This window comes from Fibrobacter sp. UWB15 (assembly GCF_900177705.1).
GTDB lineage: Bacteria > Fibrobacterota > Fibrobacteria > Fibrobacterales > Fibrobacteraceae > Fibrobacter.
Map to the genome: position 1 here is coordinate 746,568 of NZ_FXBA01000001.1, position 19,786 is coordinate 766,353.

The 19,786-nt window shown below is 48.6% G+C and carries 24 protein-coding genes; 10 read left to right on the forward strand and 14 right to left on the reverse strand.

The window, feature by feature from the left end; genetic code table 11:
- Positions 1 to 6: 6 nt before the first annotated feature.
- Positions 7 to 2,337: a GLUG motif-containing protein gene (locus tag B9Y58_RS03075; RefSeq protein ID WP_073054110.1), complete on the forward strand. Its 2,331-nt coding sequence runs from the start codon at positions 7 to 9 to the stop codon at positions 2,335 to 2,337.
- Positions 2,338 to 2,446: 109 nt separating this feature from the next.
- Here B9Y58_RS03075 and B9Y58_RS03080 read toward each other — a convergent pair whose 3' ends face one another.
- Genes B9Y58_RS03080 through B9Y58_RS03090 form a run of 3 tightly spaced genes read right to left on the reverse strand, consistent with a single transcriptional unit; the run spans position 2,447 to position 4,900 of the window.
- On the reverse strand, positions 2,447 to 3,469 hold the full coding sequence (locus B9Y58_RS03080) for an aspartate-semialdehyde dehydrogenase (RefSeq protein ID WP_073054112.1): 1,023 nt from the start codon (positions 3,467 to 3,469) through the stop codon (positions 2,447 to 2,449).
- A 9-nt stretch (positions 3,470 to 3,478) separates the two neighbouring features.
- Positions 3,479 to 4,435: a hypothetical protein gene (locus B9Y58_RS03085; protein ID WP_085534746.1), complete on the reverse strand. Its 957-nt coding sequence runs from the start codon at positions 4,433 to 4,435 to the stop codon at positions 3,479 to 3,481.
- Positions 4,436 to 4,438: 3 nt separating this feature from the next.
- Positions 4,439 to 4,900: a single-stranded DNA-binding protein gene (locus tag B9Y58_RS03090; protein ID WP_073054116.1), complete on the reverse strand. Its 462-nt coding sequence runs from the start codon at positions 4,898 to 4,900 to the stop codon at positions 4,439 to 4,441.
- 193 nt (positions 4,901 to 5,093) lie between these two features.
- Here B9Y58_RS03090 and B9Y58_RS03095 point away from each other — a divergent pair, with 193 nt between their 5' ends.
- Complete coding sequence (locus B9Y58_RS03095) at positions 5,094 to 6,191, forward strand: exo-beta-N-acetylmuramidase NamZ family protein (protein WP_073054118.1); 1,098 nt, start codon at positions 5,094 to 5,096, stop codon at positions 6,189 to 6,191.
- Positions 6,192 to 6,211: 20 nt separating this feature from the next.
- Positions 6,212 to 6,811: a superoxide dismutase gene (locus B9Y58_RS03100; protein ID WP_073054120.1), complete on the forward strand. Its 600-nt coding sequence runs from the start codon at positions 6,212 to 6,214 to the stop codon at positions 6,809 to 6,811.
- A gap of 81 nt (positions 6,812 to 6,892) precedes the next feature.
- Here B9Y58_RS03100 and B9Y58_RS03105 read toward each other — a convergent pair whose 3' ends face one another.
- Together B9Y58_RS03105 and B9Y58_RS03110 are read right to left on the reverse strand one after the other, a co-directional pair.
- Positions 6,893 to 7,411 (reverse strand): hypothetical protein, encoded by a 519-nt coding sequence (locus B9Y58_RS03105; protein ID WP_073054122.1) that lies wholly within the window; start codon positions 7,409 to 7,411, stop codon positions 6,893 to 6,895.
- A complete protein-coding gene (locus B9Y58_RS03110; protein WP_085534747.1) occupies positions 7,411 to 7,953 on the reverse strand; it encodes a hypothetical protein in 543 nt (180 codons plus the stop codon). Before B9Y58_RS03110 ends, B9Y58_RS03105 begins: the two co-directional genes overlap by 1 nt.
- Before the next feature lie 203 nt (positions 7,954 to 8,156).
- Between B9Y58_RS03110 and B9Y58_RS03115 the strand changes: the two genes are divergently transcribed.
- Positions 8,157 to 8,789, forward strand: a complete 633-nt coding sequence (locus B9Y58_RS03115) for a PH domain-containing protein (RefSeq protein WP_073054126.1) — start codon at positions 8,157 to 8,159, stop codon at positions 8,787 to 8,789.
- A gap of 114 nt (positions 8,790 to 8,903) precedes the next feature.
- Here B9Y58_RS03115 and B9Y58_RS03120 read toward each other — a convergent pair whose 3' ends face one another.
- The 3 genes from B9Y58_RS03120 to B9Y58_RS03130 are packed head-to-tail and all read right to left on the reverse strand — an operon-like array spanning position 8,904 to position 10,456.
- Entirely contained in the window at positions 8,904 to 9,542 is a 639-nt protein-coding gene (locus B9Y58_RS03120; RefSeq protein WP_199220935.1) for an acetolactate decarboxylase, read from the reverse strand.
- Positions 9,539 to 10,009, reverse strand: a complete 471-nt coding sequence (locus tag B9Y58_RS03125; protein WP_073054128.1) for a GNAT family N-acetyltransferase — start codon at positions 10,007 to 10,009, stop codon at positions 9,539 to 9,541. The genes B9Y58_RS03120 and B9Y58_RS03125 overlap by 4 nt, the downstream gene beginning before the upstream one ends.
- A gap of 6 nt (positions 10,010 to 10,015) precedes the next feature.
- Positions 10,016 to 10,456: a L,D-transpeptidase family protein gene (locus tag B9Y58_RS03130; RefSeq protein WP_073054130.1), complete on the reverse strand. Its 441-nt coding sequence runs from the start codon at positions 10,454 to 10,456 to the stop codon at positions 10,016 to 10,018.
- A 261-nt stretch (positions 10,457 to 10,717) separates the two neighbouring features.
- Here B9Y58_RS03130 and B9Y58_RS03135 point away from each other — a divergent pair, with 261 nt between their 5' ends.
- Together B9Y58_RS03135 and B9Y58_RS03140 are read left to right on the forward strand one after the other, a co-directional pair.
- Positions 10,718 to 11,056 (forward strand): type II toxin-antitoxin system RelB/DinJ family antitoxin, encoded by a 339-nt coding sequence (locus tag B9Y58_RS03135; RefSeq protein ID WP_073054132.1) that lies wholly within the window; start codon positions 10,718 to 10,720, stop codon positions 11,054 to 11,056.
- Entirely contained in the window at positions 11,053 to 11,460 is a 408-nt protein-coding gene (locus B9Y58_RS03140; protein ID WP_073054133.1) for a putative toxin-antitoxin system toxin component, PIN family, read from the forward strand. Before B9Y58_RS03135 ends, B9Y58_RS03140 begins: the two co-directional genes overlap by 4 nt.
- Positions 11,461 to 11,483: 23 nt before the next feature.
- On the opposite strand, the gene B9Y58_RS03145 is transcribed toward B9Y58_RS03140, so the two are convergent.
- Positions 11,484 to 11,924: a L,D-transpeptidase family protein gene (locus tag B9Y58_RS03145; protein ID WP_083532190.1), complete on the reverse strand. Its 441-nt coding sequence runs from the start codon at positions 11,922 to 11,924 to the stop codon at positions 11,484 to 11,486.
- 200 nt (positions 11,925 to 12,124) lie between these two features.
- Between B9Y58_RS03145 and B9Y58_RS03150 the strand changes: the two genes are divergently transcribed.
- The 4 genes from B9Y58_RS03150 (at position 12,125) to B9Y58_RS03165 (ending at position 14,709) form a co-directional block, all read left to right on the forward strand.
- Entirely contained in the window at positions 12,125 to 12,316 is a 192-nt protein-coding gene (locus tag B9Y58_RS03150) for a hypothetical protein (RefSeq protein ID WP_073054137.1), read from the forward strand.
- Positions 12,313 to 12,720, forward strand: a complete 408-nt coding sequence (locus B9Y58_RS03155) for a putative toxin-antitoxin system toxin component, PIN family (RefSeq protein ID WP_073054139.1) — start codon at positions 12,313 to 12,315, stop codon at positions 12,718 to 12,720. The genes B9Y58_RS03150 and B9Y58_RS03155 overlap by 4 nt, the downstream gene beginning before the upstream one ends.
- A 200-nt stretch (positions 12,721 to 12,920) precedes the next feature.
- Positions 12,921 to 13,502 carry a hypothetical protein gene (locus tag B9Y58_RS03160; protein WP_143154634.1) on the forward strand — a complete coding sequence of 194 codons (582 nt, stop codon included), beginning with the start codon at positions 12,921 to 12,923 and terminating at the stop codon, positions 13,500 to 13,502.
- 10 nt (positions 13,503 to 13,512) lie between these two features.
- A complete protein-coding gene (locus tag B9Y58_RS03165) occupies positions 13,513 to 14,709 on the forward strand; it encodes an SH3 domain-containing protein (protein ID WP_233247846.1) in 1,197 nt (398 codons plus the stop codon).
- A gap of 262 nt (positions 14,710 to 14,971) precedes the next feature.
- On the opposite strand, the gene B9Y58_RS03170 is transcribed toward B9Y58_RS03165, so the two are convergent.
- From B9Y58_RS03170 to B9Y58_RS03190, 5 genes are all read right to left on the reverse strand, one after another.
- Complete coding sequence (locus B9Y58_RS03170; protein ID WP_072978188.1) at positions 14,972 to 15,574, reverse strand: 3-isopropylmalate dehydratase small subunit; 603 nt, start codon at positions 15,572 to 15,574, stop codon at positions 14,972 to 14,974.
- An 18-nt stretch (positions 15,575 to 15,592) separates the two neighbouring features.
- A complete protein-coding gene (gene leuC, locus B9Y58_RS03175; RefSeq protein WP_073054146.1) occupies positions 15,593 to 17,002 on the reverse strand; it encodes a 3-isopropylmalate dehydratase large subunit in 1,410 nt (469 codons plus the stop codon).
- Between the two features lie 128 nt (positions 17,003 to 17,130).
- Positions 17,131 to 17,580: a putative periplasmic lipoprotein gene (locus B9Y58_RS03180; RefSeq protein ID WP_073054148.1), complete on the reverse strand. Its 450-nt coding sequence runs from the start codon at positions 17,578 to 17,580 to the stop codon at positions 17,131 to 17,133.
- 168 nt (positions 17,581 to 17,748) lie between these two features.
- Positions 17,749 to 19,284, reverse strand: a complete 1,536-nt coding sequence (locus B9Y58_RS03185) for a M23 family metallopeptidase (protein ID WP_073054150.1) — start codon at positions 19,282 to 19,284, stop codon at positions 17,749 to 17,751.
- Between the two features lie 9 nt (positions 19,285 to 19,293).
- Positions 19,294 to 19,704: a hypothetical protein gene (locus tag B9Y58_RS03190; RefSeq protein WP_072797564.1), complete on the reverse strand. Its 411-nt coding sequence runs from the start codon at positions 19,702 to 19,704 to the stop codon at positions 19,294 to 19,296.
- Positions 19,705 to 19,786 lie beyond the last annotated feature (82 nt).

A 19,786-nucleotide genomic window follows, 5' to 3' on the forward strand; every position in this document is an offset into this window, starting at 1 on the left:
GGAAATATGTTGAAAAAACTCTCCATTTTTTTGGGGGCCTTGCTGGCTGTACCATGCTTGGCTACAAATGGTAAAATGGCTGGTGCGGGAACCGCCGAAAGTCCATGGCAGGTCGCCGATTACGAAGACCTTAAGGCTGTAGGTATTGGTGACTACAGCATGAACGGTCATTATGTGTTGACTGCCGATATCGATGCGTCTGCTTCCCGGAACGAGACGAGTGCAGTCGATTCTACTGCCGGATTCCAGCCGATAGGCATAGCGTACTATGGAACAGAGCAGTCTTATTTTGGCGGCGTATTTGACGGCGCGGATCATACCATATCGAATCTTTATTCGATGTCGACGGATACTCGTTCAACGGCCATGTTTATGGCTGTAGGCCCTAATGGTGTTGTCAAGAATCTGAAAATGTCCGATTGCTTTATTTCGGTAAAGTTTGTCTGGGCAGCTGGCTCTGTGGCCGTAATGAATTTTGGCTTGATTGAAAATGTTGAGCTCAAGCGTGATACGGTGCGCGCCCCGGTTAGTACGGGTGGTGTTGTGGGTATTAATGAAAACGGCATCATTCAAGATGTAGACTTTAGTGGCGTCGTTTATGGCATTAATGATCGTGTAAGTGTCGGCGGTATTGTCGGTAGCAATACCGGAACAAAATCGGTTATTCGTAACGTGAAAGTCGATGCCGACATGCGGTCTACTTATTACGGACAAAAACTTGGTTTAGTTGCCGGTGACAATGAAGGCCTAATTGTTTCTGCTGAAATCAATGGAATTCTTGAACATGGAAACCGTTATCTGGGCGGTGTGACCGGATATAATACGGGAACGATTGATTCGTGTGTTTCTCATGGTTCAATTTATTCGATGAATGACAATTCGGCTGGCCTGGTTGGGTATAATAGCGGAACCATCAAGAATTCCAGTGTCGATGCCGATACTGTTTTTGGTGAATACCGTGGTGCGGCTGGTTTTGTTGGAACGAACGATACGACTGGGGTCATCGAAAACGGCTTTGCCAAGACGAATGTTCATTCCGATAGTTCTAGCGGTTTCGTTGTTCACAATGCTGGTATCATCAAGAATTCCCGTATGGAAGGCACGGTTTCTGCCGATTCATTCCCTGGGAGACTTGTGTCTGGTTTCGCTTTGAACAACGTCGGCACTATATTGAATTCGTATTCGAAAGCAAATGTTGATGCGTTCAACAATTTGGCAGGATTTGTATTCCGCAATAGCGGCAAAATCGATAGTTGCTATGCGACGGGCCATGTGAATAACGGTAATAAGGGATCCGGTGATACTTATGGTGGCTTTGTCGGTCAAAATGACTCTACCGGTATTATTTCGAATAGTTTCGCAAGCGGGGAAGTCGTTGGTGGCATGCATGCTGGCGGCTTTGTGGGAGTAAATAAAGGAAAAATTCTCAATTGCTATGCGACGGGTGATGTGCATTCGTATTCTGTTTTTGGCGGCTTTGTCGGCGTGAACAAGGGCAATATCTACTATTGCTATGCGACTGGATCTCTTGAAAAAATCACAGGTTATGATGTGTCGTATACGGCGGGCGGCTTTGTCGGTTCCAATGAAGGTCAAATCAATAATGCCTACGCTACGGGAAATGTCACCAGTGAATACACAGGCGCTGGTTTCGTTTCGAGTAACAGTGGAACCATTTTGAATGCCTATGCTACGGGAAAGGTTTCTGGTAAGGTTGAACCTGCTGGATTTGTCGGTACGAATAGAAAGAATATTGAAAACGTATTCTTTGCTGGAAAGACTGTTGCAAGCGGCGCTGAACTTTATGGTGCCGGCTGCTTTGTGGCAGGAAACGACGGATCTGTAAAAAATGCCCTTTACAATAAGGATGGCTGCGGGTTTGGAACGGATTCAACGGTAGACGGCGTTGCGTTTACTGAAATGAAGAATGCGTCTCTATACAAGAACTGGACTGATTTCGACAAGTATTGGACTTTGAACGATACGCTCTCCTTCCCGCACCTTGTGTTTACGACAGGAGTGCTTCCCGAAATTATCGAAGATGGTCCTCCGATTGAAATTGCGAAGCCGAACGTGGTAGCCGTGAAGGGCGCTAATGGCCTTAAACTATATGGAAACCGCCGAAACCTGCAAGCTATGGTAACGCTTTCCCGTTCGGGAATGACGAACGTCAAGGTGTATAATTTGAAGGGGGTGTTGCAGAAGGTTGTTTCGCTTGGCAAAATGAGCGAAGGCGTGCATCAAGTGAATTTGAGTGGTGCCGTAGATGCTCGAGGCGTTGCGTTGATTGTTCTGGAACAGAACGGCAAGGCTCTGTCGAGGACGCTTCTTCGCTAGTTTGAACTTGCTAAAAAATTGCTGAATACAAAAAAGCCGTCCTTTGCAGGACGGCTTTTTAAATGTTTTTCGCTAAAGCGAAAGTTGCGCAGTCGCGCAATCTTTCGAATTACACACCCTTGGCCAAGATTTCGCCAATCTGCACGGCGTTGAGGGCGGCGCCCTTGCGGATCTGGTCACCGGTGAGCCACAGCGTGTTGCTGTTCTCGTCGGCGAGGTCCTTGCGGATACGGCCTACGAACACGTTGTCCTTGCCGGCGCTTTCGAGCGGCATCGGGTACACATAGTTCTGCGGATCGTCCTTGAGGGTCACGCCCGGAGCGTTCTTCAAGGCATTGCGGATTTCTTCGACAGAAACCGGACGTTCGGTTTCGAACCAAACGGATTCAGAGTGAGAACGCAGCGAACTCACGCGCACGCAGGTGGCGCTCGTACGAACGTCAGAATGCATGATCTTGCGGGTTTCGTTGTACATCTTCATTTCTTCCTTCGTGTAGTCGTTTTCCGTCATCTTGTCGATCTGCGGGATCACGTTGTAGGCGAGCTGGAAGGGGAACTTGTTGATGTGCGTCGTCGTACCGGTTTCGAGGATGTCCTTGTACTGCTGCTTGAGTTCTTCCATGGCGATGGCGCCTGCACCGCTAGCGCTCTGGTAAGAAGAAATGTGGATCTTCTTGATGTGAGAAATCTTTTCGATCGGGTTGAGCACCACAACCATCATGATGGTCGTGCAGTTCGGGTTAGCGATAATGCCCTTGCCGCCGAGTTCAGGCTTGTAGAGCTTGATGTCTTCGGGGTTCACTTCCGGGACAACCAGCGGCACTGCCGGATCCATGCGGAAGAAGCTGGTGTTGTCCACGACCACGGCACCGTTTTCGACGGCGATCGGAGCAAATTCCTGGGAAATTGCGGCACCAGCGGAGCTGAGCACCAGGTCAATCCCCTTGAAAGAATCCTTGTTCAGAACTTCGCACTTGAGGGTTTCGCCCTTGAACTTGAATTCCTTACCGGCGCTGCGTTCAGAAGCGAGGAGCTTCAGGCTCTGCAGCGGGAAGTTGCGTTCTTCGAGGATGGAAAGGATTTCTTGGCCTACGGCGCCCGTGGCACCCATAATGGCTACGTTGCGAATCATAATTAACCTTTATTGTTCGGTTTGTTGTTGATTGTTTGATTGTAAAGCTTCAGTGGCGTTCCAGAAACGCTTCAGGTAGATTTTCATCTGGCCAATCTGGTCTCTGGACTGCCTGTATTGGATCAGTTGCTGCTCCGGGTTTTCCTGGAGCGTGTAGCTGTAGAGCGCGTAGGCGGCGAGTCGCACGCATTCGCTTGCTTGTATCAGTTCCTTATGCGCGTCGCTGGATTCATGCGGGTGGAATAGCCCGAGAACCTTCTTGTTCAAGGCGACTGCATTGTTGTTGATGGCAAGCGCTTGGCTGCTGCGGGTTTCGCGTTCTGATTCCGAAATGTTAGACGGTAAAGTGCCAAAAGCGTCAATCGCGTTGGTAATGTCGTACATGCGCTTGATGACGGTTTCTGCGTCAACCAAGTAGCTGCCGAGTCTGCTCAGGTCCTTGTCGTCGTTGTTGGATTTGCTTGCCTGGCCTCCTGCTTGCGCCTTGTGGCGGGCTATCTGGCTGGAACTAGGCAGAATCTGTCCACCTTCACCGTTTTGGAATGATGCGATGTAGTCCTGGTACTTGGTATTCATCGCGGCGATTTCTTCGGCGGTGTAGTCCGATGTCGGAATGAACGTCGGGCGGTCCCAGTAGGCGATTCCCATGAAGGCCGACAGCATGAAGAAGGCGAGGAAGATGTTTCCGACCTTCGCCGCGCGGTCGTCAAAGCGGATAAAGCCTATGATTGCGAAGAAAAACAGGCTTGCGAATGAAAGCAGGAGTCCGCCGTCGCAGTTGTAGGCGATGAACGAGTTCTTCGCGAAGAAGAATATGCAATCCATTGCCACAATCAGGAACGACAAAAACACGCCCATCATGATCTTGGTGCGTGTTTCTGCAGAAACGGACATGAGAATAGCTGTAAAGGTGATGCCCAGGGGGAGCACCATCATCAAAGCGATATCTGCAATTTGCTGGTTCATTTTTTAGAACGGCAGATCGTCGTCGACGCCTTCCGGTGCCGGAGCATCGTAAGAGGGGGCGCTTGCCTGGCTAAAGTTGTTGGACTGGCTATAGGAGTTGCCTCCCTGGAAGTTGCCGCCATTCTGGCCACGCGGCGTCAAAAGCTGGAAAGTGTCCAGGTTGACTTCGGTGCTGTAACGCTTCTGGCCGGTCGTCTGGTCGGTCCAGCTGCGGTTGGTGAGCGAACCTTCTACATAGAGGGTCATGCCCTTGTGCACGCCGAGCGTTTCCATCGTGTCGGCGATTTTGCCCCAACCCACGATGTTGTGCCAGTCAGTCTGTTCCTTCTGTTCACCATTGTTATCACGATAACGACGGCTGGTGGCCAAGGAGAACGATACGCGCTTGCGACCTGCTGCGCTTGCGCTAATGACGGGGTCCTTGCCGATATTGCCGATAAGCATCACTTTATTCAAATAAGCCATAATTAATCCTAGTTGTTTTTTGTTCTAGGGTAAAAATAAAAAAATCCGTCTGTCACTTTGTGCCATTTTTGGATTTTTTTTCGTTTCCAGGCCCCGCCAGGCGCCTTTTATTTATATTTTCTTGAAAAAAGTAGTCTAACCCCTAACCCTTAATCACTGCTGACTAAGTTCTGCCAACTGCCAACGAATCACTATGGTAACTCTCGCTCTTACACAATTTGAAAAAGTTTTCCCCGCAAATCTCAAGGGCAAGCGCCTCGGCGCGGTTTTGCACCCGGCTTCTGTTCTCCCGGACCTGCATTATACTCTCGATTTGCTCAAAGAATACGACGGCAAACTCTTTAAGCTTTCGGCCCTTTTTGGCCCCCAGCACGGCATCAAGGGACACACCCAGGACAACATGATCGAATGGGAAGGTTACACCGACCCCGAACTGGGCATTCCCGTTTATAGCCTGTATGGCGAACACCGCGAACCCACTGCCGAAATGCTCAGCCACGTGGACGTTTTGCTTGTGGACTTGCAGGATGTGGGCGCCCGCTACTACACGTTTATCTGGACGCTGTTCCTTTGTATGAAAGCCTGTGAAAAGGCTGGAATCCCCGTGATTGTGGTGGATCGCCCGAACCCCATTAACTGTGTAGACGAAGAAGGCCCGGTGCTGGATTTGGACTACACGAGTTTCGTGGGCCTGCACAGTATCCGTACGCGCCATGCAAAAACCATTGGCGAACTGGCGGTGCAGTTTAAGGAAGAACGCTTCCCCAAGAGCGAACTCTACGTGCTCGGCATGGAAGGCTACGACAAAAAGATGTGGTATGATCAGACGGGTCTTCCGTGGATTCTGCCGAGCCCCAATATGCCGACCCTCGATACCGCTATCGTTTACCCCGGCATGTGCCTGTTCGAGGCGACCAACGTGAGTGAAGGCCGCGGCACCACGCGTCCGTTCGAAATTTTCGGCGCCCCGTTTATCGATGCCGTCAAGCTTTGCAAGTACATGAATGACCTCAAGCTCCCGGGCGTGTATTTCCGCGAAAATTACTTCCAGCCCACGTTCCACAAGGGTGCGGGCCAGATTTGCGGGGGAGCGCAGATTCACGTGCTCGACCGCGACAAGTTCCGCAGTTTTGATATGGCGGTAAAGCTGTTGCAGTACATTTTCAACGAATATCCGAAGGATTTCGCCTGGAAACAGCCGCCATACGAATATGAATTCAAAAAGTTGCCCATTGACATTTTGCTCGGTAACGGCACGTTCCGCAAGGAATTTATTGAAAGTAGCATTTAACCATCAAAGAAGAGGAAAGTATGATTCAACAATCTAACGGAAAATTTGAAATGCCGGCACTCCCGTATGCCGCAGGTGACCTGGCTCCAGTTCTCAGCCAGGAAACTATTGAATTCCACTACGGTAAGCATCTGCAGACTTACCTCAATAATTTGAACGCAGCCCTTCCGGGTAGCGCTTTCGAAGGCAAGACTGTCGAAGATATCGTCAAAGTAGCCGAAGGCGGTGTATTCAATAATGCAGGCCAGTTCCTGAATCACTACATGTATTTCATGCAGTTCAAGGCTCCGTCTGCAGGCAACGTTCCGACGGGTAAAATTGCCGACGCCATCGCCCGCGATTTCGGTTCCTTCGAAAAGTTCCAGGAAGAATTCCAGGCAAAGGGTGCTGGCCTCTTCGGTTCCGGCTGGGTGTGGCTCTCTGCCGATGCTTCGGGCAAGCTTGTGATTACGCAAGAAGGTAACGCCCAGAACCCGCTCACCAAGGGCCTCAAGCCGCTCCTTACGTTCGATGTGTGGGAACATGCCTACTACATTGACTACCGCAACCGCCGCCCTGATTACCTCAAGGGACTCTGGCAGATTGTGGACTGGAACGTCATCAACAACCGCTTGGGATAACGCCAGTTAATTGCTTTGGCAATAGAATTAAAAAAAGACGCTCGGCAATGCCGGGCGTCTTAAATTATATGGTGAAATGAATTACTGGTTTGCGGCAACAAATCCGTCGGCAATCAGCAATTCCATGGCACTCTGGCGAGCAGCTGTCACGCCGGGACCGTTACCCAGGGGCATGGGATTGTTCCAGCTGATAGAAGCCTTCCATACGGGCTTCTTTTCTTCGATAGAGTACAGGACCAGTTCTTCTTCAAAGCTGGACAGGGCTGCGTTGTAAAGATTCACCTTGGTGAAATTCTGGACAAGGAGGAATTCGGCCTGCTGTTCCTTGGCAAAATCAGCCACAGGGCTTTCACTCAACGAAAGCGAGCTCTTGTCCTGAACGAAGGCCTTGGCCACAACGCCGTGGGTGTTGAGGGTGTCTGTCATAGTGGTGGTCACCGAATTTGCGAAATCGGAAACTTCCTTGTGCGATTCAGAAACTACAACGACTGTCTTGCCCTTCAGGGGATATGCCTTGTCAAAATTGGACATTTTTTGAATTGCGGGAGCGCAAGAGCAGAGCAGGAACGCTGCAAACAGAAGCGTGATTAGTTTTTTCATTATTTCTCCTCTTTTAAGATTGAATTTTCGTGGAAGTCCTTGATGATTCCTTTGACGAACTCACTTTGTGCCCAAAGTTCGTGACCGGTTGTTTTCAAGATTGCCTTCCAGGCGACCTTGCCTGTGCTGCAGTCGTACATGACCGAGGTGTATTCAACTTCACTGGAACCGCCCATGATCATGCCGGTGGAAGCATCGTACTGCGTGGTTTGAGATTTTCCAGACACCCAGGTGTGCATTAGGTAGGAATCTCCACATTGCTCAAAAAGAGACTTGGGTTTGACAGGTTCCAGAGCAAGAGCTTCGTTCTTTTTGTATTCAATTTCGAGATTGTTTTTCTGCGCGTCGTGCTGCCAAATGGAATCGAGTTTGGTGGTGTAGCCGGAGTATGCCTTCTGTTCGTCGACAAGAATCCATAGCTTCTTGCCGTTGATATCGAGGCCTGGGACGGAATTTCGCTCGATTTTTGTTCCTGCGCAACCGGCGAGGATAGCAACAATAGCCAATACCGCGAGAGCCGGTATAAGCAAATGATTTCTCATTTTGTACTCCTTATTAGTTTTGAAAAAATGCCAAACACTCTGTATTGCAATATATATTATAAAAAAAACAAGTGTCTAACATTTGTTTATGAAAACATGGATAAATTGTAAACTTTTGTTGCTTTCCACGCCGGCTTTATTGAATAAACTGTCCGCAACAGGCTTTAGAGTTATATATTTAAGCCATAGAATCGAGGTGTGATATGGACAATGAACTGACGCTTCTGATAGGGAAAGATGAAAAAATCCTGTATGCCGGCAAGCCCGACAAGAGGTGCTTCATTTTTGAATGCATTTTCAATCCGATGCTCCCGTTCGCGCTCGTCTGGGGATTTTTCGACATGTTCTTTATCGGGACTGCCTTTTCTTCGGACCAGTCGGACCAAGTGGCCTACTTTATTGTCCCCTTCATGGCGCTCCACCTGATGCCCGTATGGATTTACCTGGGCGGGGCGCTGCTCTCGTTCAGACGGTACCGCAATAAGGCCTACATCGTTACGGATAAAGGAATCTACGCTTCCGGAGGTGTCTTTGCTAGGACTTACCAGTCAAAGCCTTTCGCGGAACTTTCGCACGTAGATTTGCACCGCGGCATTTTTGACCAGTGGTTTGGCGTGGGCGATATCATCACGACCTCGGCCCAGGCGAACCCGGCAACGCTGAACGGGCGAGGAAGGTCGACTAATGCGGGCATTTCCATAGACAGCATTGCCAACTATGCGGAAGTGTACAAGCTCGTGAAAAAGCTGCAAGAAGACATCTACACCGACGTGATGTACCCGAACGACTTGCGCCCTGCCGAGAACCGCGGGTATAAAACCAGGTATCGCGGGTAAACCTGTTTGTTTAGGAATCCGCTGGGTTTTCCTGCTCCACTTTCTTGACATCCTTCTGGGAAACCTTTGTCAAGGTGTATGTATCGAAGGACGCTTCCCAGGGAAGCTGCATTTCTATTTTAGAAGAATGGCCGTTCCGTTTTTTATGATAATGTTAAAAACGTGCCCGCCCTTACTCCGGTCATCGGAGATAAAGTGAAAATGCCACCCGGTCGCGTTGATTCCCGCCATGTAATCGGGGTAGTACAGGCAAACTAATGTGCCCGGGATGTTTGAAAAAGTGAAAGATTTCTGGTTTAAGTCGAGGATGTCCTTGAGCTCCACGTGCTGGCTTTTCAAACCGTTTTCGGAGCGGGCGTCCACCTTCTCGAAGAACCCGTCAATTCGCACCATGTGCATGCTGTTCAGCCCGAAGCCCTCCTCGATTTTCAGGTCCATAAGGTTCTTCAGCGCGTTTATGCTTTCGACAGTGCCGGTTTCAAATTTCTTTGACCCCTTCAAGAAAGAAACGGACGCGAAGGGTACCCCGCAGTCAGGGGGAGTCTCCGTCACCGTCCCGTTGTCGGAAGCCCTGTAGCAGTGGCCGTCCACGACAATCATCTCGCCATCGACGTTTTCGAAGGTCCCGAGCCCCGTATCGCCGTTTGCAAGCAAGTCCCGTACCGCTACGACCTTCCGAGTGTAGCCCAGAAGTAGCGCGTTCAAGGTCGAAACCTGGTACATTTTTCCGAAGTTTGAGTCTTGTGTGGTCATGTGGAGTACCTAAGAATGATGGGCGTGGGCGATAGTATTTTCTTCATCCGAGTGCATTCGAAGACGCCGGATTGGTGAGTTTTTTCGCTGGCACTCTTGTAACCGAGTTTTTCGTAAAAGCCGACCGCCTCGATGCGGCTGTCGATGACGATCTGCTTGTAGCCGCATTCGGCAATCCACTTTTCGGCTTCGCGCACGGCCATGGCGCCGAGCTTCTGTCCGCGATATTCCGGCAGAACGACCACGCGGCCGATGGTTGCCGTGTCTGCGTCAATTTCATAGAAACGGCAGGTGGCAACCGGATATTCGTCATCCAGCAAGACAATGTACTTGGTGCCGTCGCCGTCGTGCTCGTCGAACTCCTCGCGGAGCGAAATGTGGTGCTGCCGGTTCATGCCCTGGATGCGCACGCTGTACGCACCCGCACGTTGCCATTCTTCTGTTGCTCGGAGAACTTTGATATCCATAGTGGATTAAGGTAGAATTGTTATCGGCGTGCCGTCCTTGACGGCGGCGTAGATTTCTTCGATTTCGTCGTTGGTGACCGCGATGCAGCCGGCGGTCCAGTCTTTCCACCTGTGCCAGAATTTAAAGAGGAACGCCGGAACTTTGTTCGGGTAGCCGTGGATCATGATGTCGCCGCCGGGCTCGTAGTTGCCTTCTTTCGCGGCCTTGATTTGCTTCGCATTCGGGTACGAAATTCGGAGCGATAAATGAAATTTGCTTTTGGGGTTGTGAAGCACGATGGTGTAGTCGCCTTCGGGCGTCTTGTTGTCACCGGACTTGACCTTCGCTCCGATCGGATTCTTGCCCAAAGAAATTCTGTACGTTTTGACGGTATTCTCGCCATTGCGCAAGTGCATCTGGCGCTTCGCTTTTTCTACAAGAATGTTGTCGATAGGTGAGGAGAGCATGGGTTATTATGAAATTTAAATAAAAAAGAGGGGGAAGCCTCCCCACCACCTAAAGGTGGCCATGTACACTAAGGCCTAAAGGCCAAGTGTCCAAAGGTCGTTACAGCCCCATGTCATCCCCGCGAAGGCGGGGATCTCCATTGGGCTTCCGCTTCCCCTTCGCCCTAAAACCCCAAAAAATTACATAATTTATCAATGAGGTTGCTTTTAGGTGTGTTTTTGTGTATATTTGGTATGTAATGAAACCTAAAGAGGCGTTTTATGTCGCAAACAACATTCAGTATTAGGATGGAATCGGATCTTAAAAAAGAGTTCGATGAATTGTGCGAAGAATTCGGCATGTCTATGACGACGGCTATTAATGTCTTCGCTCGTGCTGTTGTGCGTGAACGTCGAATTCCGTTTGAGGTTTCTTCCGCAACTGTTCCGCAGTTTGTTGCAGAACGTCGTGCTTTTTATGATGCTTCTGGCCGGACAGTGGCCGGCAGGATGCTGAATACCATGCAGCAACTTTCCGCCGATGCGGCTCGTGCTGGTGCTTCTGAAATGTCCTTGGACGAAATTAATGCTGAAATCGATGCGGCAAGGAATGGTCGATGAAGCTTTATGCTGTAATCGATACGAATGTTCTTGTGTCTGCTTTTTTGAAATGGGATTCTGTTCCAGGTTTCGTTTTGCAGGCTGTATTTGATGGGCGGATTGTTCCTGTTTTGAATGAAGAAATTCTTGAGGAATATAGGGTTGTTCTCAACAGACCTAAATTCGGATTTTCGCCTGTAAGAATCGCTGAAACTTTGTTGCAAATCAATCGCCTTTGCGTGATGGAATCTGACTTGGTTGAAATTCGCGAATCGATGCCGGACCCTAAGGACATTGTTTTTTATGCAGTCGCGTTAGCACACGGCAAAACAGTCGAAACGCATCTTGTGACGGGAAATGTTAAGCATTTCCCTGAGACACCTGTTGTTGTCACGCCCCGGCAGATGCTTGATTTGTTAGGGTAGGGCTCCGCCCTAAAAGCCAGCTTCTAAGGCGTGATGGTTATCGGAGTTCCGTCCTTGACGGCGTCGTAGATTTCTTCGATTTCGTCGTTCGTGACGGCGATGCAACCTGCGGTCCAGTCTTTCCACTTGTGCCAGAATTTAAAGAGGAATGCGGGAATCTTGTTCGGGTAGCCGTGAATCATGATGTCGCCACTGGGCTTGTAGTTGCCTTCTTTTGCGGCCTTGATTTGCTCTGCGTTCGGGTACGAAATTCGGAGCGATAAATGGAAAATGCTCTTGGGATTGTGTCTTTCGATGGTGTAGTCGCCTTCGGGCGTCTTGTTGTCGCCGGACTTGACCTTCGCACCCACGGGATTCTTGCCAAGCGAAATCCTGTACGTCTTGACAACGTTCTCGCCGTTGCACAACTGCATTTGGCGCTTCGCTTTTTCTACAAGAATGTTGTCGATAGGTGAGGAGAGCATGAGTTGAAATGTAGTTTTTTTTAGAATACATTGAAAAAATTCAAGGCCGGGAAGGTGTAGTTGACAAAATAGGCTGTTGTTTTAGCGTTTTGCTTGGTTTTTATGTGAAAAAGAGGGCTGTTAGGCTTTAACTTGCGGTTTCTACCTAGGATGGGTTTGCACATCAAATTTGAATAATGTATATTATAAGGGAGGTTTATATGGAAGATCTAGTTCTGACAATACCGACCCAGGACTTGGGCATCATGGAAACTCTGGCGACTCGTATGGGATGGACCGTGCGGTCTAAACGTAGCATTGTCCAGAAATTCATTGATTCGTGCCCCAAGACTCCGATGATGACCGACGAAGAAATCGCAGCCGAAGTCAACGCGGTCCGTTACGGGAAATGAAAGTCCTTTTCGACACAAACCTGTGGATATCCTTTATGATAGGCAAGCGTCTGTCCACGCTTGCTGATGTTTTATGCCGTAACGATGTTCATGTGTATATGAGCGAGCGGTTGTTGGAAGAAATTCAGACCGTCATCGCTCGACCGAAATTCGATGCCATCATTTCTGCGGAATCTCGGCAAGCATTCCAAGACATGGTCGATAATGTTTGCTATTGGACTCCGATTACCATCCAGGCAAAATCGCCCATCAGGGATATTAAGGATATCTTCATTCTTTCTATGGCGGAAAGTGTCCCTGTAGATTGCATCGTGAGCGGTGACAAGGATTTAACAGAGTTGAAAAGTCATGCAGGAATTCCAATTCTTCAGTATTCGGAATTTCTGAATAAAATTGATAACTGAATTGTAAATTGGCTTACTTTTCAAACCAGTTTTGAAAATGTGATGATGCAGTGATTGAACTCGCTGAAAAGCTCAAGGCTGAAATGGTGTAAAAAAACGCCCAGGTTTTGAACCTGGACGCTCCAATTTCATGAAAAAGATGTAAGTTTAGAGATGGTCCAATGCTATATCCGAACAGGAACGACGAAATGTGCCTTAAGATGACTCGTGTAGAATCTGATGAAAAATCTGTTGAGACCAACATTCTTGAACCGGTTATGAATGCCGTCAAGAATCGTTACGAGCATATCCTTAAGGATTTTTACCCATCGTGGGGATCCGTCGGTTTTACAGAACGAAATCTAACTCATAATTTCTGTGCACAGTACGAAGCCTTATCTGATAATGAAGATTTAGTTGTTTGGCAAGAAGCTCCCGTTAAATACACCAAAGAACACGTTGATTCTTTAATTATTGATGAAGGCACTGCTTTTATGATTGAGGCAAAACGGATTATGACCAAGAGCGAGGTCGATTCCATCAAAGCTGACGTAGAACGTATGGAAAAAATCGCAAACACATCCGAAGAAAAACTCAAGGGAATTAAAAATGTCAAACATCTTTATATTGTGGTTGTTGCCGATTTCTGGCGGACAGGAAAAACTGAAAAGGAACAATATTTAATTGATTTTAAAAGGGAAATGATTGAAAATGGCTTAACTCTACTTGACGAAAAGACGGTTCGTCAAAATCAATCTTGCGAAGAGTACAATCTTTTATGTGCGTTCAAAAAGGTGAGGTAGTTTGTTGTCTATGCGTGTTTTTATAACAATGCTTTTGTTTTCCGTACTTTGCTCCTTTGCTTCTCACAGGGCAATTGTTGATGCAAACGTACTGAATGTCAGAAAAACTTCTTCTGTAAACTCTGCGGTTATTGAAAAACTTCCAAAAGAAACAGAAGTCTTTGTTGATACGTGCAGCAACGGCTTTTGCAAGATTAAATATGGTTCTATTACAGGATACGCAAGCGAAAAGTATCTGGTCATTAAACAGGAACAGGATTCCCCTAAAAAAAGATCTGAAGATGCTTGGGGCTTGCTTGTTTTCGCCTTGATTTGTTTTGTGGTTGCTGAATTTGGATTTAGAAAAAAGATAGGTTGCATTTCTGCGGGTGCTGTAGTTCTTGCATTAATATCAATTTATGTTTTCTTGGATGAGTCTAATATAGAGGGAAAATATAAATTATTTTTATTGTTCCTTGTGGTTGTTGTAGTTGGTTACAGAAATTTCAAAAGTAGGAATCCTCGTGAAAGAAACAATTTTGCGAATGATTTGAAAGATTACTTGATATTGCTTTTAAAATGGCTTGCGCTGCCATTTGAAATTCTGAATGCTTTTTCTGATTCTGTAAAAAAAACTGATAATACAAAATCACAAGCGAAAAAAGATATGAAAAAAATTGAAAAAAAAGAAGTTATGTATTGTAAATGGCATTCCAATGAATTGAATCAAGACTTTTATGGAGTGTTCGCAAAGTACACCAGCACATCACAAATAAATAAAACATTTGAACGTCAGTACGGCAAGGGTTTCATACGGAATTCAACCTGTTCAAAAGATTGCCCAAATTGGTATGAAATTGGCGAGGGAAAAGAAGTAGTGTATTGCAAATGGCATTCCAATGAATTGAATCAAGACTTTTATGGAATGTTCGCAAAGTACACCAGCACATCACAAATAAATAAAACATTTGAACGTCAGTACGGCAAGGGTTCCATACGGAATTCAACCTGTTCAAAAGATTGCCCAAATTGGTATGAAATTGGCGAGGGAAAAGAAGTAGTGTATTGCAAATGGCATTCCAATGAATTGAATCAAGACTTTTATGGAGTGTTCGCAAAGTACACCAGCACATCACAAATAAATAAAACATTTGAACGTCAGTACGGCAAGGGTTCCATACGGAATTCAACCTGTTCAAAAGATTGTCCAAATTGGTATGGAACTTAGAAAAGACCTATGTAGGCCTTCAATCATCCTACGTTTCGTTGAGTCAAGTTGTTATTCAAAATAAAAAAGTCGCTTTCTGAAGAGTTTATACTTCGATGCTTATTTTGACATTTAAACTAACTTTTTTAGGGGAACACGAAACAAAAACGCCCAGGCTTTGAACCTGGACGCTTTTTTCTTTAGACGAAAGAACGCTTCGCTTTAGACGATAGACGAAAGATCTTTGAGAAAAATCTATCGTCTTTCGTCTTTCGTCTTTAGTCTATTTAAGGAACTGCATGTACGGCAGCTTGCTTGCAAGTTCCTGCACCTTGTCGGCGTTGGCCATGAGGGCGGAGCGTGCGTGCCAGGAGCCGTCGAGGAACTGACCGCGGGGGCCGTCAGCGAGCGTGAGCTCGATGGTTTCGTCGCCCATCTTGAGCGTGCGGCTTTCGGTGCTCGTCACGAGTTCTTCGCTCGGGTGTGCTTCGATCCAGGCGAGAATCTTGTCAGCCACTTCGTGGCTTACCTTGTAGCAGGGCACGCCGATAGCGACGCAGTTACCGAAGAAGATTTCGGAGTAGCTTTCGGCGATGATGGCGCGGATGCCCCAGCGCTTGAGAGCCTGCGGAGCATGTTCGCGGCTGGAACCGCAACCGAAGTTCTGGTTCGAGACGAGGATGGAGCCGTTCTTGTAGGCCGGATCGCGGAACGGGTGAACCTTGCCCTGAGCGGCGAGGCCTGCGATATCGTCGGCAAAGGCGTTGTCGCCGAGGCCTTCGAACGTGACGCACTTGAGGAAGCGTGCCGGGATGATACGGTCAGTGTCGATGTCGTTGCCGCGTACAGGAACGCCGGAACCTTTAACAATGTCGATAGAATTCATTTTTTAAATCTCCTTGCGTTACTTGATGTACTTGCGGACGTCGGTGACACAGCCTTCGATGGCGGCGGCAGCCACCATGGCGGGGCTCATGAGGATGGTGCGGCCCGACGGGCTGCCCTGACGGCCCTTGAAGTTACGGTTGCTGGAGGAGGCACTCACCTGGCGGCCCTTGAGTTTGTCCGGGTTCATGGCGAGGCAGAGCGAGCAGCCCGCTTCGCGCCATTCGGCACCGGCTTCCTTAAAGATCTTGTCGAGACCGAGAGCTTCGGCTTCCACCTTGATCTTCATGGAGCCCGGAACGACCCACATCTTCACAGTCGGGGCGACCTTGTGGCCCTTGATGATTTCGGCGGCGGCCTGCAAGTCGCTGAGGCGGCCGTTGGTGCAGCTGCCCACGAACGCGATGTCGATGGGGCGGCCAATCATCTTGGAACCTTCTTCCCAGCCCATGTATTCATAAGCTTCGGAGATGACCTTCTTTTCGCTGCCTTCGAATTCGCTAATCTTCGGCATGTTGCCGTTCAGCGGAATGGCCTGAGCCGGAGTGATACCCCAGGTGACCATCGGTTCGAGGTTGTCGCAGTTGATTTCGACTTCGTCGTCAAACTGGGCGTCGGCGTCGGTAGCCACAGACTTCCAGTAAGCAACGGCTTCGTCCCACTTGTCGGCCTTCGGGGCGTACGGACGGCCCTTGAGGTATTCAAAAGTCTTTTCGTCGGGGTTGCAGTAACCGACGCGGGCGCCACCTTCGATAGCCATGTTGCAGATGGTCATACGGCCTTCCATGCCCATGTTTTCGATGACGGGGCCTGCAAATTCGTAAGCGTAGCCAACGCCGCCGTTCACGCCGAGCTTAGCGATGTAGGCAAGTGCCACGTCCTTGGCGGTCACACCCGGCTTGAGCTTGCCGGTGAACTTGATGCGGCGAGTCTTCAAGGGGCTCATGGCGAGGGTCTGGGTGGCGAGAACGTCTGCCACCTGGCTCGTGCCGATACCGAAAGCGATAGCGCCGAATGCGCCGTGGGTTGCCGTGTGAGAGTCACCGCAAGCAACAGTCATACCCGGCTGGGTCACGCCTTCTTCGGGGCCCACGATGTGGATAACGCCCTGTTCGGCGGTGGCGGGGCCAAAGAACTTGATGCCGTTGTTTTTGGTGTTGTTTTCGATATGGGAGAACATCTCTTCGGAAATGCCGTCCTTGAGCGGGCGGTTGCGTTCCGGGAACGTGGTCGGAATGATGTGGTCCACCGTGGCGAAAGTGCGTTCCGGGAACAGCACCTTCTGGCCTTCTTCACGGAGCTGCGCAAAAGCCTGCGGGCTCGTGACTTCGTGGCAGAGGTGGAGCCCGATAAAGAGCTGGCACTGGCCGCTCGGGAGCTTTGCTACCGTGTGGCTTTCAAAAATCTTCTGATAGAGTGATTTTCCCATAGTTTTGTCTCTTTTTTATGCCTTTTCGAATTATTCTCCAAGGCTGATTAATTGCGGCGTAAATATAGTAAAAGTCCCGCAGAATGACTGCAGGACTTTTGTTTACCGAAGAATAAAATTCAATCTTCCTAATACTGTTCTACCTGAGTGTCGAACTGGTACTTTTCGTGGTAGTAGCTGAGCATTTCGCTTGTGCTGGTGAAGGCGCCTGCGCGAATAGCGTTACGTACTTCAGGATCGTTGCGGGACATTTCGATAATCTTTGCGTCTATGTCCTTGAACAGCAACTTGTTAGAGGCGATTGCCACATGGTTCTGATTGTAGTCCAGGTGGTAGTTGCGTTCGAGCATCTGGAAAAGTTCGGACTGGCACTGATTTTCAGGCGGATGCTTCTTGGCGACAGGAATGTAGCACTTGTTGATGTAATCCGTCTTGTAAGCGACGATCATTTCGTCAATGGCGGGGATATTGTGAGCTGAGTCGTGGCTAGCTACTTGAACAGTGGGTGTGACGACACCGGAGCATCCGGTAAGGAGGGCTGCGGTAAAGGTTGCAAGAGCTAGAACTCTAAACTTCATTTGTTTTTATCCTTTTTTCTTTGTTGATTCCAAATCCCTAATTCCAATTTAAAAGTTATTTAAAACGGGGTGTTTTGGCGAGGCTCAGAATGTAACAAATAGCTTACAACGGCTCTAAAAAAACGTTTAGAGAACACTTTTTGGTTGTCTATGTGATTAGGCTCACTTTTACTGTCTGCTACCCACTGCTTCGGCAGTCGGTTTGAATATGTAAAACCACTTGAGCGGGTCAATTACTTTGTATCTAACGTTGCCGATAACTTTGTTTCCATTTTTTGAAATAAGCCCAGTAACTACGTGGGCGTGAGGCCCAGTCGTGTGTCCGGTAAGTCCCACAGTTGCAATGGGGTCTCCGGCCATAACTTCTTGACCATCAAGGTAAAGCAGCTGATCGCAATGCATGAAAATCACGACGTCTTTTTGACGAACAAGTCCAATGACAATTCCGCCGCGCTCGTCGCGGGCAGTCCATGCTTTGGCGGCGAAGGGGGCGAGGATTCTTGCTCCCTGTCGGCTTGCTACATCGATGCCGTTATGTTGTCTGAAATTCGAGGTGGCCACTTCGTGGTAAAATTCTGTCAGGTAGGCGACACTGTCCGATACGATTGACGTCCAGTATTTCCAGGCGGCGCCAATGGAATCGGATGCGGTGCTGCCGATATAGTCGGGACGGGAGAATTTGATTACGGTTCCTGCAGGCGGAATGTTCTTTCCGTTGTTTTCCCAGGAATTGATGGGGTAGCCGTTTTCTTCCAGAGTCACATTGACATACTTCTGGACCATTTTTTCGGTCGTGATCAAGGCGCTAAAACGGCCTATGGCGTAACGCCCGATACGCTGCATCGATTCCTTGCCGTCAAAGGTGTACTCGAACGATGGGGCCACCGAAAGCTTGTCGCGTTCGTGAATGCGGTCGCGCATATTTGAAATGCTCGGATCCGTCTTGGTCACAAAGAAAAACGGGAGTGCAATAGCGAGCAAGAACAAAATCGGGAAAATAGACCTGAAAACCTTTGAGGTTCCATCCAGCGGGTTCTTTTCAAGAATTGAAAACTTGTGCAGATTTTCGATAATCTTGGCGAACTCTTCAGGTTTCTTTTTCCAGTCGCACAAGCGGATTTCCTTAAAAAAGGAATGGCTACGGCGTACTGCCCTGTAGGCGTGGTAAAATTTCTTCTTGTCGGGTTTTTGCGGAAAAAGCCAAAGCAGGTTTGACTTGTTGAAATGGGGGAGGTCTTCCAAAAAGGCTGACGCTTCTGCGGCACTTTCGCCGTCGATTACGATTAGTCTTGAAACCAGCTTTGCGTAATAAGCTTCCTGGTCGTTAATTTCCAGGGGGAGTATGGCTACAATCTGCGCGGTTGCCTTCTTGAGCAGTTGCAGGTTGTGGTAGAAGTTTCTGAACTGGTCGTCGTTTTGCGGAAAACACCTTGAGCCCGTAATGGTCCAATTGCTTTCAGTGGAATTGAATTCGTTCAGATTTTCTTGGGAGAGCTTTTGCTCGAAAAGGTCGCATGCAGAAATAGGGGCATTACCTTTGAGACTGTTTTTACCGGAAAAATCAATCACTAAAAAACGCGCGCCGGCGTTTAGCGCCAGCGCAAGGTTCTGCAAGGGTTCAAGCGGAATCTCGGTTTCGCCCGGAAAAGCGAAAAAGGTGATTCCGCCTTGCCTGTACAGGTCATTTAAGACCTTGTGCTGCATGTCCCTTAATTAGGCCTTCTGAGTGCCACGGGGATAGGTGAAACCTGCCGGTGGGGCAGCCACGAACTTGTCCACCTGAAGGTAGAGTTCTTCGGCGGTAGCACTCGGGTTGAAATAGATTTCCTGATTGCGGTTCTGGGTGCGACCCTTGAGCGGTTCGCTACGGCGAGAACGGCTTACGATGCCCAGCGGGAGTACTTCCAAAAGCGGAAGCAGGCCAAAGTAGCGGAACAGGCTGAAGTTCTTCTGCCATGTGGTGCGTTCGGCGAGCACGGCGAATGTGCCTTCGAAAATGGACTTGGTCTGGAGCAGTTCGTCGCTAGTCATGGTCACCAGTTCGTGATTGGTGGGGAAGTTGTTCACGAAGTTGACCATGTCGCCCTTGAGGTAGTTGGCGTCGCAGAGAAATACGAATTTCATGTTTTTACCTGTTTTTTGATTGTTGTTATGACATAAAATAGATTTTTGGTATGACACCGTCATTTGCAGAATGGGTGAAAAC